Here is a 13923-nt window from a genome sequence, read left to right on the forward strand (position 1 = left end):
ATGAACAATAATGAATTTTCAACTGTATCGTTGTGATACAGTTATTTTTAATAATAAAAGGAGGATTTAAATGGGTAGTTCAAGCTCATCAAATGATTCAAGTAGTAACTCACATCCAAAAAGTTGGCTTTTTCCAGAAGAAGATGATTGTAGCGCAGGCGCTCATGCCCAAGCAGCAGGTGCAGGCGGCATCATAGGAGACGTAATAGGAGGTATTGCTGGTGCAGTTGGAGGTTTTTTTTCTGGACCGGGAGGTGTCGGTTCTGGCTTTGTCAATGGAGCAATAGGAGGTGGACTAGCAGGAGCTGGTGACGCTGTGGTAGATAAATACAATGCATGCTATACGGCACCAAGTTGTGAAACAAGCGATTATGTTGAAGCAGCTGCCATACACGGAGGCATAGGACTAGCATCTGGTGCATTATTTGGTCCGGAAGGAGCAGCAATAGGCGGATTAGGAGGAGCGGCTGACGGTTTTATAGATAAGTACAATGAATGCCATCCGAATCCAAGTTGTGAAGTAAGCGATTATGTCGAAACAGCGGCCATAAAGGGAGGCGCAGGAGCATTAATTGGTTTATTAGGTGGTCCGGAAACAGCAGTAGCAGGCGGATTAGGAGGAGCTATTAGTGGTTTTATAGATAAGTACAATCAATGTCATCCGTAAAGTGGAGGGACACTGTTTCTAATTTATTTAGAAAATAGCTAGTAAGATATTTCTGAGATCAGTGATATTGTAAACATACTTTAAAGCTACGGCTAAACTGATTTCAGGGATATTTTTGTGTGTGATAATAGATATTTTATTTTGGATTTTTTGTTATGAATACTTTTACTGGCTCCTTAGTAACAGCAATTGGATTTGGATTTTGCATGTTTTTTTACAATAGATTTAAAGGTAAGAACTGGAGTATAAAAAGGACAATATTATCAACAATTATGTTTTTTATATTATATTATGCTGGAAATTTATTAGTTAAATATATGGGAATTTTATAAAGATTGCTTATATATAAAATTATAATTATTTGAATTATAATTTATTGCTCTCTCTTAAATCATTCATAAAGTAGATGAAATTTCAGTCTGGATTTTTTGTTATGCATACTTTTACTGGCTCCTTATTGGCAACGTTTATATATGGATTTTTAATGTTTTCTTACAATAGATTTAAAGGTAAGAAATGGAGTATAAAAATGGAAATATTATCAACAATTAGGTTTTTTATACTATATTATGCTGCAAATTTATTAATTGAATATACGGGAATTTTAAAATAATATAGAATTACGTTATTATCAGCATTTTATTATTTATCATAATTTATACATTTTACAAATTATATTTGATTTTTTTGCTAAATAGCATGCATCATCAGATGATTAAAGTAGTAACTCACATCCCAAAAGTTGGCTTTTTCCAGAATAAGATGGTTGTAGCGCAGGCTCTTATGCTCAAACAGTAGGCACAGGCGGTCTCGTGGGAGCCCCTTTATTAGGAGGAGGGGCTGGGTGCAGTAGCTGGTCTACCTAGAGTAGTAGGAGGCGGATTATTAGGAGCTGCTATCGGTTTGATAGATAAGTACAATCAATGCCATCCGTAAAGTGGAAGAACACTGTTTCTAATTTATTTAGAAAATAACGATAAAGATATTTCTGAGATCAGTGATATCGTAAACATACTTTAAAGCTATGGCTAAACTGATTTCAGGGATATTTTTGTTTAAGACAATAGATATTTTATTTTGGATTTTTTTGTTATGAATAATTTTACTGGCGCCTTATTGGTAACGTTTATATATGGATTTTCAATTTTTTTTACAATAGATCTAAAGGTAAGAACTGGAGTATAAAAAGGAAAATATTATCAACAATTATGTTTTTTATATTATATTATTTTGGAATTTTATTAGTTAAATATATGGGAATTTTATAAAGATTGTTTATATATAAAATTATATTTAATTAAGTTAAGTTTATTATTTGAATTATACTCTATTGCTCTCTCTCTTAAATCATTCATAAAGTAGATGAAATTTCAGTCTGGATTTTTTGTTATGCATACTTTTACTAGCTCCTTAATGACAGCAATTGGATTTGGACTTTGCATGTTTTTTTACAATAGATTTAAAGGTAAGAAATGGAGTATAAAAAGGACAATATTAACAACAATTAGGTTTTTTATATTATATTATGCTGCAAATTTATTAATTGAATATATGGGAATTTTAAAATAATATAAAATCAAGTTGTTATATTATTTTAAAAATATAATTATAAGGTGTTATTTGTAGAGTTATTTATAAAAAATAAGTTATTATTTTTATATAATATTAAACTTTAAAAAATATTTACTGATTACAGTTAGACAGAGACTTTAATATTATTATCAATATTTCTGTTTTTTATTTCCTATTTTTTTAATCTTTTTCATTATTTCAAGCATGGGTTGTTTTGAGATTATTATCTTTTGTATAAGGATTATCAATTTATAGTTTTTGAAAAGTGATTGTTTGCTTATGTATCATGATTTATTGAAAAATAGGCAACTTTTATGAAATAAAATGCCTTATTTCTCTTAGATTGTTATTCATCGTCTTGTGAGAGAGGAAGTGAGGCGATTTCTGTATCAAGGGCATCCATAAAATCGATAATAAAAGCAGCATTTGTCCCCAAATCTCTTGGCAAATAACGAGAAGCAGAACGCATATCAACAAAAGTTGTATCCCCTTCATCAGTTAAGCGTATCACGATATCCGAAATAAAACCAAGGTAAAAAGTTTTAGCTCTCGTTTCAATATAAAGCGCATTTTCTTCACCTTTAAACTCTCGTTGAGCCACAACAGGCCAATCATAGGCTGCTAAAACATTGAGAACAGATTCGCGAATACGATCAGGTGAGCCATCATAACGGCGCCCCGATATTTCTGGCCATTGTGACATCTGTAATGTTTCTTGTTCAGTCAAAACACTTTTGAGCGGTAAAGCATCGCTAGGACGTATTGTGCGAAAAAAAGCCGGCGGTTTTTGTGTATCGGTAGAAACGTCGTAAAGAGCCGGTAAGGTAAACCAAAGTCCCAAAAAGAGCATCAGTGGTGTAGCCGTTATCAACGAATAAATGATCCCTTTTAAAGCTTTCATTCCGCCTAGAGCACCATAGACCCACAAACTATGAAGTGCTTTAATAGCCAGAAAAAGAGAAATAATTACACAGCCAGTAGAGATACCTATCAAAATTATGAAATCGGTTACGTTAATGACCGAAAAACGTTGTAAAATGACTGAAAATAATAAAATAAAGAACGACAATCCGCCAAATCGAGGGGACCATACTGCTGCTCTTGAAACGAACCGAACATATCTCTTCTTCATGAAGTTTTTTCCCCTCAATTGTAAACTATAAGCCAAGTTTTTTCAGAGTGCCTATCGTACAAAAAGCTTCTGCTTATAAGAGAAAAATAAAGCACTTATTTTTGAGGTCAAGGATGCGTAATGTCTTATAAGTTTCCAGCGATTATTTTCGCACTTTATTGAAGGTAAACAGTATTTCTTCTATAGTTTATCATGTCATTGATGCGAATTTTATGGGAATGTTTGTAAATAAAAAGAAATAAACTCAAATAACAAGTTTTACAATTGTTAGCAGCATATTTTTTTAGAGCTTTACTCTTGATTTTTCTCTTCTGATTGCGGGGAGTTTTTTCTGTCAGATAATGCGTATCAAATAGGATATGATGATGTGCAATAGAGATTTCATTATATCTCAATAAAAAATTGAGGGATTTATAATCAGATAAATTTGAATTCGAATATTTGATTAATAGAGAAAAAAGATAACCATTTTGATAGGCTTCATGTATTTTGTATAGAAAGTAAGGTATTGTACAAATGAGAGCTTAGTCCGTTTTTATTCATAAAATATACGGCAGGTCGCAGATGAAAGAAAAGCTTCACTTTCTTTTTTCGCAAGGGAAGAAGGGACAAAAGTACGTAAAATAACAAACCCTTCATTCAAATTTTTAGCAACCAAAACTGAATTGGTATTTTTTTTAGGTTTTGATTTTTTGAGTTCTATGATTTGTATTGGTTTTCCAATGATAAGATCGAGTGTATTATCAGGGGCTGTTCGGTCATTAAGGCTATAGAAAATAATTCCGTCGTGTGTGTAGGCTGCTAGTGACCAAAATTGTCGTGTTTTCAAAGCCTTTAAATGAACAGGTCCATTTTCAAGGTTAAATCTACAGACTTTAAGAAGAAAGAGTGGATCAGCAGATTGCTGAATAGGGTTATCGAGCGTAAAATCGACAAATTGATAAGGGGCTCCGGATTTTTTAAGTGTTGTCCATATATTATCTTGTGCCCAATAGGGGATCAGAAAGAGAACGCAAATATGAACAATAATAGCGCCAATGATTGCAAGAAGTGCGATATAAATAAATCTAGTCACAATTTATTTGTCCTGATGGGATTTGTTCTATTGATGGCATTGTAAGCTTTTGTAATGCCGTTGCAGAGATGATTGAGGTATCGTATAAGGTAAGAATAAGCCCGAATTCTTTTTGACTAACTGTTGCAAGCCAATTGCCGGTTTGCGGTGTGGGTGAAATATTAATGCGCAATGAGCCATTATGCTCATAAATAATAGCGTTCGTGTGGAGTTCAAAAGGTATTTCTTTGGATGAAGTATAGGGTTTTAGGGATTTGTCAGCTGTATAAAGGGTAAAAAGACGGGTTTGAGGGATGGTGCCTTTGAGTAAATAATGACAGTGGGGGTGGAGTGGACGCCCTTGATTATCTTGCCAAATCTGGAATTGAATACCTTCAGTTCGTCCGAGTGAAACAATGCCTTGTTTAGCGGTGCGGGCGCGGGTATAAGGATCCATATTAGCGGTTCCCACCTGTGGATAAGCACTCCATTTTCCAATTCTAAAGTGTCCAAAATGATGAAAGGAATTGAGTACATAATTGACACTCAGTGTTCCACATAAAATGGAAAAAGCGAAGATAAAAAAGAAAATGGTGATATTAAAAAACATCAGTGAATATCTTGAATTCAAAATGTTGAATCTCCAGTTGTTTTCATTTTCAAAGAAATTGCAGATGGTTTTTTCAGATCTTTGTTAATCAATCGCACGATATTTAATGTTTCAGGAGAAAGCGTAGAGGGTATTGGAGGAGGAACTTCAGAATCTGCATGAGCGGAAAGTACTGGGGGCTGATAAGGAAGAAGAGAATCTTTAACACCATAGAGCTGTTTGAGCATGATATTTTGATGTGCAGCAAGCATGATGCTATGCCATATCATGGCAGGAACGCCCCCCCCAAAAGCACGATTCATCGGTGAAAAGTTATCATTTCCCATCCATACCGCTCCTGTATAATTGCCTGTAAAGCCAACAAACCAAGCATCACGATAAGATTGTGATGTTCCAGTTTTCCCAGCGACGAGAGTCATGGGTAGAGCAGCACGCTTACCAGATCCTCGTGTCGTGACACCCACCATCATTTGGTTCATATAAGCTGTTGATTGTTCACTCAGAACTCGGTGTAGTTTTTTTCCGTTATGTTCGAAATCCCACACGACACGACCATCAATTGTTTTGATTTGCGTAAACCCATGACGATTACCAGCTATCCCGCCATTCGCAAAGACATTAAAGCCAGTCGCTTGATCCATGGGGGTCATGTTGGAAGTGCCCAGAACCATCGTTTTGTGTGATAAAATATGCGCGTTAATCCCCATATTCTTGATGAGATCTATGATAGGTTGGGTATCGCGGTGAAGATATTGATAGGTGAGATACACAGGGACTGTATTAATAGAAAAAGCTAAAGCTGTTGCTAAATCAATTTTCCCCAAATAACGGCCAGAATTATTTTTTGGTGTCCAACCTCCCCAATTGATAGGAGCATCTAAAACGATTGTCGAGGGAGACAGTCCGTGTTCCAGTGCGGTTGCGTAAACATAAGGTTTGAATGAAGAACCAGTTTGCCGTCCGCCTTGTGTTGCTCTGTTAAATTGACTCTTTTTATAATCTTGTCCTCCAACAATTGCGCATACGGCACCGTTATTATCGAGTATAACGGTGGCAGCTTGGGTTACGCGATATTGTTGACCATACTGATGTAAATGATATGCAATTGATTCTTCTGCTGCTTTTTGAATATTCGGATCAAGGGTCGTTTGAATAATTAAACTATGGCTTGGAAGTTGATTACGCATTTTTTTGACTTCCTCGAATGCCCAATCAAGAAAATAATCTGGCTGATTATTTTCTCTTTGGGGAAGTGCCTTAGCAGGGTGGCGATGCGCATTGATAATTTGGCTCTTCGTCATAAAGCCACTATTAACAAGATTAGAAAGGACGATATTGGCACGTGTTTGAGCTGCAAAGAGATGACTATGAGGAGCATATTTTGTTGGAGCTTTAAAGAGTCCTGCTAACATAGCAGATTCACTTAAAGAGACATGACGTATGTTTTTTCCAAAATAAAATTTTGCCGCTGCGGCAATACCAAAATTGTTTCCTCCCATATAGGCTCGGTCAAGGTAAAGTTGTAAAATCTGCTTTTTGCTAAAATTTGCTTCTAGCCAAAGAGCAAGATAAGCTTCTTTGATTTTACGTGTTATGGTTCTTTCGTTTGTTAAAAATAAATTTTTAGCCAATTGTTGTGTGAGAGTTGAACCACCTTGCACCACACCTTTAGCTTGCATATTTTGTGAAATTGCCCGTGTAAGTCCTTGAAAATCAATGCCCCAATGATCAAAAAAACGACGGTCTTCTGTAGCGAGAACCGCTTTAATGACAGTGTCAGGCATTTCTTCAACGGGGACAGAGATTGCCGGCAGTGCACCACGGTGCCCAATGGAATTTCCATAGCGATCTAGAAAAAGAATGGAAAAGTTTTTAGGAGAAGACCAATCTGTTTTGGTCAGTTCAAAAACAGAAATGCCCAAAATAGTGAAAAGAGTAAATCCCATCAACCCTAATGTCAGTATTTCATCGAGAACTTCAACGATAAAACGTTTCCATCCTTGAAGATGAAAATTTTGTGAGACGATTTTTGCCTTTTTCCAGAAAAAACTGTTAGCAGAACGAATGTGATAAAGCGCTGTGTCTAATCGTGCGTCTAATTCAATGAGAGCAGGACTATGAAATGGCTTACGGTGTTGCCCTTTCTTTTTTTTAAAAAAATCAAACATTTAAAGAGAGCCTATGGCAAAGCAATACAACCAAACAAATCTACAATAATTATATGGAGTAGAAGTATTTTTTTTCTATAGTTCTAACAGAGAAAGAATTTGTTTTAGAATTATTCATTTTTTGTAAGATAGTATATTAATATTTTATTATTTTATTGAATAAATTTTATTCTCATTATTAAAAATATTTTTTTGATTTTTTAAAAATTTGGAGTAATGTTAATATGTTATTCTGTAAGATAGAGGATAAATTATTTCCATTTGTGATTTTTTAATCGACTAAAAAAAACCATTATTTCTTTTACCCTTTATCAAGGAAGAGAAGAGATGGGTTATTGAAATATTTATGATGAAAAAAAAATTCTTGTTCGTAATAATAGCAGCTTTTTTAGGAGCAGATTCTGTTCTAGCTTCTGGGTGTGCTGAAGTAGGTAAGAAGGCTGCCGCACAAGAGAGCGGGGTTCTCGTCCGTTCAAAACCGGTTGTTCAGGATGGAAAGAACATGTGTGCAATTGTGGTTGTTGTACCAGCCCGTAATGGTGAAAAGTTACGTCGTGTTGAATTTTTTGTTCCTGCTGATTAGTTTTTGGCAGATGGTGTTGTGATGCGTATCTTAATCGTTGAAGATGATCGGAATCTTCACCATCAATTAGCAGAAGCTGTAAGACGTGCAGGATATGTTTCCGATAGTGCTTTCGATGGTGAAGAGGCTTATTTTTTAGGGAGCACAGAGTCTTACGACGCGGTGATACTTGATATAGGTTTACCGCAGATTGATGGTATTAGTGTTGTTGAAAAGTGGCGTCAAGAAGGGCTCTCCATGCCTGTTTTAATGCTAACGGCGCGAGACCGTTGGTCTGATAAGGTGCACGGTATTGATGCTGGAGCTGACGATTATGTTGTGAAGCCATTTCATTTGGAGGAGGTGATGGCGCGCTTGCGAGCATTAATTCGTCGCACTACGGGACATGCGACAAGTGCATTATGTTGCGGAAATGTTTTGTTGGATACAAAGACGTCTCGTGTTTTTGTGGATGGTCAATTGATTAAACTAACATCTTATGAATTCAGACTGCTTTCGTATCTCATGCATCATTGTGACAGGGTCATTTCAAGAACAGAGCTTACTGAACATCTTTATGATCAGGATTTTGATAAGGATTCGAATACGGTGGAAGTCTTTGTAGGTCGGTTACGGAAAAAGCTTGGAGTGAATTTGATTGAAACTATTCGAGGAATGGGATATCGCGTGAGAACGCGAGGTGATTAATGAATGTTTTTGAAGAGAATAATTGGTATAGGAGGTTCTTTTTTGTAATTACTCGATCTCTCAGTTTACGTGTTATGATCTTATCAACATTATGGGTTGTTATTTCTCTTTTATCGATTTCTGCAGTAAGTATTTTATTTTATAAGCGTTCGACTGAACAAAGCCTAGAGCGTATCCTTTCTGCTCAACTCTACAGTCTTATTGCAACAGTGACGGTGTCATCGGAAGGTACTTTGATAGGAGGGGCTGGGATTGATGATATTCGTTATTCTGATCCAACAACAGGATGGTATTGGGAAGTTGTTGCGATATCCCATAATTTAAAAGGAAGATTGACATCTCCCTCATTGGGAACAGGCGAGATATTTACACCAAGTGATGTTGATATACCTTTTGACAATAAATTCTTTCGCTCTTATCGGATAACGGGGAACAATGGTCAAAAGCTACAAGTGATTGAGAGTGATGTTGTTCTTGATAATAAAAATCATATTGCACGTTTTCGGCTTGTTGGGAATATCGATGAAGCTCATGCCCAGGTAAAGGAATTTAAGCGAACTTTGCAAATTTTTCTTTGGAGTTTCGGTATCGGGAGTGTTCTTATTAATATTGCTATTATTTTCTTTAGTTTTCAACCGTTGAAGCTTATTCGACGTGCATTGAATGATATTCGCGAAGGAAGAGTTCATTATGTGAATACGGATTTAGTAAGCGAAGTGATGCCGCTTGTACAAGAGATGAATGCTCTCATTAATAATAATCAGCGTATTATCGAGCGATTTCGCACACAGGTTGGTAATCTCGCGCATTCATTGAAGACGCCTCTATCCGTGATTATGAATGAGACAGATAAGATGCGCGGAGAAAAGGCTAGTTTGTTGAGAGAGCAAACGCAAATAATGCAAGCTCAAATCAATCATTATCTTCAGCGTGCGCGGATTGCAGCACAATGCGATAGTGTTGTCTATCATACGTCTGTTCGCAGTGTGCTTGAACGCTTGGTACGGGTTATGAAAAAGCTTAATCCTGAAAAACAAATTCAATTTATTATGGATGTTGATGATATTGTTTTTTCTGGAGAGAAGGAAGATTTAGAAGAAATTATAGGGAATTTGATTGAAAATGCTACTCAGTGGTCTCGCGCAAAGGTTTTGATCTCTTGTTGTTTAGAAGAAAATGCTGAAGAAACAGAATATTTTAGTATCTTTGTAGAAGATGATGGTCCTGGTTTAACAGAAGACAAAATTGATGAAGCATTAAAAAGAGGGCGGCGGTTTAATGAAAGTAAACTAGGGTCAGGCTTAGGGTTAGCAATTGTTTCAGATATGGTCAGTGAATATGGTGGCAATCTCTTTTTATCACGTTCTGATTTGGGTGGGTTGTATGCAAAAGTTTTATTACCTAAGATGGGAGAATAACATATTTTCTCCTTAAGCAAGAAATGTCTATAAAGTTTGTAAAGCAGTATTTTCAGATAATACATCAAAGAGTAGGGAAACATTGTTTTTAGTTTCTTTGTTTAATTGATGTATATAATAGATTTTATAATATTCTCCATGAAAAAATGAATTTTTATTAATTCACATCACTTTTCTCATGAAGAGGATAAAATGTAAGCGAGTTATTCTCTGTTCGTATTGGAAAAAAACGATATGCTCTTATTAATTTTTGCAGCATTTTTTCTGATTTTTCTGGCAAGTGTTCTTTTTCTTTCACTACGTTTTGACGATGAGATAAAAAAAGAATGGAAAGTTCAAACCGTGGATGGTTACAGAAGCCATAAGCGTATGATTGAGTTTAACAAGCTTTATATGCATTATAAAAAAAGAAATATTCTTAAGGCTTTAAGTATCTTATTTGTTCTCCTTATGACATGGAATATTTATGGGCTGACAGGCAATCCAGAAGTGAAAAGTTATTTTTTTAGCGAATTAATGGATAAGGATCCTCAAACTCTTAGTAAGCAAGAAAAGCTTATTCGTTTACAAGTGCTTTTTTTCCGTGCACCTCATGATGGCAAACTAGCAGATGCGTTAGCGGTAGGGTATCTCGAAGAAAGCCTTTTTCAAGAAGCAGTGAATACTTATTTAGATGCACTTCGTTTGAATGGAGAAACAGCTCCAAGGCTTGTAGGATACGGTTTAGCATTGGTTGGTTATGAAGGGGGAGTGATAACGCAAGAAGCGCAAAATGCTTTTCAAAAAGCAGCAGATTTAGCGCCAACAGATTTTTATCCACGTTTATTGTTGGCCGATGCATTGCATCAAGCAGGAAAAACTGCGCAGGCAGTACAATTTTTACAAAGCTTTCTTGATACAATGCCTGAAAATTTTTCAGGACAATCACGTGTTAAAAAAATGATGATTCAGTTACGTGATTTATCGAGTGAGCATACAAAGAAAAGAAATCTTGCACCTATGTAGAAGATGTGCAAAGCTCTTAAAAAATAAAATATTGATACTTAATTATAACGTATTTAAAATTTTTTCGCAGAGTGTCTATGAACAGTCAATCTTTAAAGAATTCTGCCTCATGGAAGGTTATTTTAGAGCAGCGAAAAAAAAAGCGCTTACTGATCATATTATTATGTTGTTTGGTTATGACAATTGCAGCAAGTCTCATAGTGTATGCAATGCGTCATGCGGTCAGTTTTTTTAGAATGCCCTCTGAAATTACAAGAGAAGATATTTTAACGGAGCGCCCTTTGCGTTTGGGTGGCTTTGTTGAAAAGGGAACTGTTCAATATGTTGGAGAGAGAGGCGTTGTTTTTTTTGTAACGGATAACAAAAAACATGAAAAAGTAGTTTTCAATGGTGCCTTACCGGATCTTTTTCGTGAAGGTCAGGGGGTGATCGTAGAAGGGCATTTCGATAAACAGGGCTTTTTTATAGGGATGCGTATTTTAGCAAAACATGATGAAACTTATATGCCTAAAGAAACAGCTGATCGTTTGAAAAAACATTACATTATGGAGAAATAATTCGATTGTGCTTGTCGAACTGGGTCATATTTTTTTAGCTGCAGCATTTTCAGTAAGCTTATTAGGGGCATTTTTACCTGCTTTAGGTTTTTGGTGGAGAGAGCGTTTGTTAATGCAAACAGTTGTTCCTCTAACATATATTACTTTTACATTACTGCTTTTATCTTTTTTAGTGATAATTTATGCTTATGTCGTATCTGATTTTTCTGTTTTGAACGTTGTTGAGAATTCTCATTCAGAAAAACCGATGCTCTATAAAATTACAGGTGTTTGGGGCAACCACGAAGGCTCTATGTTGTTATGGGTTTTAAGTCTTGCTTTTTTTAGCGCATTGATGGCTTTTTTTAGCCAACATTTGCCAGAAGATTTTAAGACGCTTGTTTTAATTTGCCAAAGTTGGATTACAACTGCTTTTCTTTTATTTATTCTTTTTGTATCCAATCCATTTTTACGTGTAAATCCACCAGCATTGCAGGGAAATGGTCTCAATCCTCTTTTACAAGATATCGCATTAGCAATTCATCCACCGCTACTTTATTTAGGTTATGTCGGTTTTTCACTTTGTTTTTCTTTTGCCGTTGCGGCATTGATTATGGGACATGTTGATAGAATTTGGGCGCGTGGGATTCGTCCGTGGCTTTTACTTGCTTGGTGTTTTTTGACATTGGGTATTATGGTTGGCTCTTATTGGGCTTATTATGAGCTAGGATGGGGGGGGTATTGGTTTTGGGATCCTGTTGAAAATGTTTCGTTTATGCCGTGGCTTTCAGGAACGGCTCTTTTACATTCTGCTCTTGTTCTCGAAAAACGAGAAATATTGAAAAGTTGGACTCTGTTTTTAGCGCTGCTTACTTTTTCCCTTTCTCTGATGGGAACTTTTCTTGTGCGTTCTGGGCTTTTAGTTTCTGTTCATAGTTTTGCTGTTGATCCAGCACGCGGGCAAGCAATTCTTGCTCTTTTATTTTTTTTTACGGGAGCTGCTTTTCTTCTTTTTGCTTTGCGTACCCCTATTTTAAAAACAGAAAGATTTTTTCAACCAATTTCACGTGAAGGGTTTATTGTTTTAAATAACTTGTTACTGACAACAATAACAGCAACAGTATTGATTGGTACGCTTTATCCTTATTTTATTGAGATATTAACAGGGCAAAAAATTTCTGTAGGGGCTGCTTTTTTTAATCTTACCTGTGGACCGCTAATGGTTTTGCTGTTGTTGTTTGTTCCATTTGGGACAATGATGGCATGGAAACGCGGTGATTTTCTTGCAGTTTTTGAACGCTTGTGGTTTGTTTTTGTATTGGTTGGTATCGTCTGTTTTATAATATTCTATGCGACATCTGTGCGTGATATTTTTGCAGTTTTAGGGATTGGGCTTTCAGCGTTTGTTTTTTTAGGCAGTTTAGCGGATCTATGGGGAAAGAGTGGATATGGTAAGAGAGCTTTTTCAGTACGCGTTAAGAGATTTCTTGGATTGCCATGGTCTACTTTTGGTGCAGCAATAGCACATATGGGATTAGGCGTTACATTATTTGGTATTGTTTGCGTGGCAAGTTTTGGGCAAGAACGTATTTTAATCATGAACGTAGGGGATAGGGTGACGATAGCGGATAAAACGCTTCATTTTGATGCAGTGCATGATGGTGTTGGTTCGAATTATTCGACAATGGAATTTTATTTTAAAATATATGAAAATAAAAACATTGTGGGTCATGTAACAGCCTCAAAGCGATTTTATTCAAGCCAAAATACATCAACAACAGAAGTTGGTCTTAAAAATCGTGGCTTATCGCAGCTATATATTATACCGGGACATATCGATAATCGGGGTCTCGTTGTGCACGTATGGTGGAAGCCTTATGTAATATGTATTTGGTTAGGGGCATTCATGATGGCTATGGGGGGATGTCTTTCTCTTCTGGGGTATTGGTTTCGCATTGGCATGTACAATAGGGTAGTGCTTGCTTTAAATTTTTGGAAAAGACATTGAGATGAAAAAAATTCTTTGGATTGTATTTTTTTTAATTGCAACATTTCCTTTTCGATTAGCAATAGCAGTAGAGCCGGATGAGATTTTAAAGGATAAGATTCTTGAAGCGCGAGCACGCCATATTTCATCGCATTTACGTTGTCCGGTTTGTCAAAATCAATCAATTGATGATTCAGATGCTGCTTTAGCACGTGATTTACGGCTTTTAATTCGGGAAAGGCTAAAAATGGGCTATAGTAATCAGCAAGTCACTGACTTTCTTGTTGAGCGATATGGTGAATTTATTCTCTTGAAACCACCATTGAATAAGATAACTTGGTTTTTATGGTTCTCGCCTTTGATCATTATTATCATTGGCGTAAGTATCATATTTTTCCACTTCAAACGGAATAATCATGCGTTATGTGAATGAAAAAGAACAGTCAAAAATGTCATTGCATTAAAAAAAATGTTACATAAAAGAAAAAATCAGATCATCTGCAA

At 35.9% G+C, this 13923-nt stretch carries 12 protein-coding genes; 8 read left to right on the forward strand and 4 right to left on the reverse strand.

The genetic code is table 11. The features are described 5' to 3' along the window. Positions 1-70: 70 nt before the first annotated feature. Entirely contained in the window at positions 71-667 is a 597-nt protein-coding gene (locus tag ACFIM6_RS00280) for a hypothetical protein (RefSeq protein ID WP_375611152.1), read from the forward strand. Positions 668-2585: 1918 nt separating this feature from the next. Here ACFIM6_RS00280 and ACFIM6_RS00285 read toward each other — a convergent pair. The 4 genes from ACFIM6_RS00285 to ACFIM6_RS00300 form a co-directional block, all read right to left on the reverse strand. Continuing rightward, positions 2586-3371 (reverse strand): DUF1499 domain-containing protein, encoded by a 786-nt coding sequence (locus ACFIM6_RS00285; protein WP_375611153.1) that lies wholly within the window; start codon positions 3369-3371, stop codon positions 2586-2588. 535 nt (positions 3372-3906) lie between these two features. Then, complete coding sequence (locus ACFIM6_RS00290; RefSeq protein ID WP_375611154.1) at positions 3907-4446, reverse strand: hypothetical protein; 540 nt, start codon at positions 4444-4446, stop codon at positions 3907-3909. Further along, on the reverse strand, positions 4439-5035 hold the full coding sequence (locus tag ACFIM6_RS00295; protein ID WP_375611155.1) for a DUF1214 domain-containing protein: 597 nt from the start codon (positions 5033-5035) through the stop codon (positions 4439-4441). The genes ACFIM6_RS00290 and ACFIM6_RS00295 overlap by 8 nt, the downstream gene beginning before the upstream one ends. Positions 5036-5052: 17 nt before the next feature. Next, positions 5053-7203 (reverse strand): transglycosylase domain-containing protein, encoded by a 2151-nt coding sequence (locus ACFIM6_RS00300; protein WP_375611156.1) that lies wholly within the window; start codon positions 7201-7203, stop codon positions 5053-5055. Positions 7204-7549: 346 nt separating this feature from the next. Here ACFIM6_RS00300 and ACFIM6_RS00305 point away from each other — a divergent pair, with 346 nt between their 5' ends. The 7 genes from ACFIM6_RS00305 to ACFIM6_RS00335 all read left to right on the forward strand — a co-directional run bounded on the left by ACFIM6_RS00305 (position 7550) and on the right by ACFIM6_RS00335 (position 13852). Continuing rightward, the gene (locus ACFIM6_RS00305) at positions 7550-7786 is read left to right on the forward strand and encodes a hypothetical protein (RefSeq protein WP_375611157.1); all 237 of its coding nucleotides are present in this window, start codon (positions 7550-7552) and stop codon (positions 7784-7786) included. Positions 7787-7807: 21 nt separating this feature from the next. After that, complete coding sequence (locus ACFIM6_RS00310) at positions 7808-8473, forward strand: response regulator transcription factor (protein WP_375611293.1); 666 nt, start codon at positions 7808-7810, stop codon at positions 8471-8473. Further along, positions 8473-9891, forward strand: coding sequence for an ATP-binding protein (locus ACFIM6_RS00315; RefSeq protein ID WP_375611158.1), 1419 nt, complete (start codon positions 8473-8475; stop codon positions 9889-9891). Before ACFIM6_RS00310 ends, ACFIM6_RS00315 begins: the two co-directional genes overlap by 1 nt. Positions 9892-10125: 234 nt before the next feature. Beyond that, positions 10126-10896 carry a tetratricopeptide repeat protein gene (locus ACFIM6_RS00320; RefSeq protein WP_375611159.1) on the forward strand — a complete coding sequence of 257 codons (771 nt, stop codon included), beginning with the start codon at positions 10126-10128 and terminating at the stop codon, positions 10894-10896. A 77-nt stretch (positions 10897-10973) separates the two neighbouring features. Next, positions 10974-11453 carry a cytochrome c maturation protein CcmE gene (gene ccmE / locus ACFIM6_RS00325; protein ID WP_375611160.1) on the forward strand — a complete coding sequence of 160 codons (480 nt, stop codon included), beginning with the start codon at positions 10974-10976 and terminating at the stop codon, positions 11451-11453. Positions 11454-11460: 7 nt separating this feature from the next. Continuing rightward, a complete protein-coding gene (locus ACFIM6_RS00330) occupies positions 11461-13440 on the forward strand; it encodes a heme lyase CcmF/NrfE family subunit (protein ID WP_375611161.1) in 1980 nt (659 codons plus the stop codon). Between the two features lies 1 nt (position 13441). Beyond that, positions 13442-13852 (forward strand): cytochrome c-type biogenesis protein CcmH, encoded by a 411-nt coding sequence (locus ACFIM6_RS00335; RefSeq protein ID WP_375611162.1) that lies wholly within the window; start codon positions 13442-13444, stop codon positions 13850-13852. Positions 13853-13923 lie beyond the last annotated feature (71 nt).

This window comes from Bartonella sp. AA9NXGY, assembly GCF_042196845.1.
GTDB lineage: Bacteria > Pseudomonadota > Alphaproteobacteria > Rhizobiales > Rhizobiaceae > Bartonella.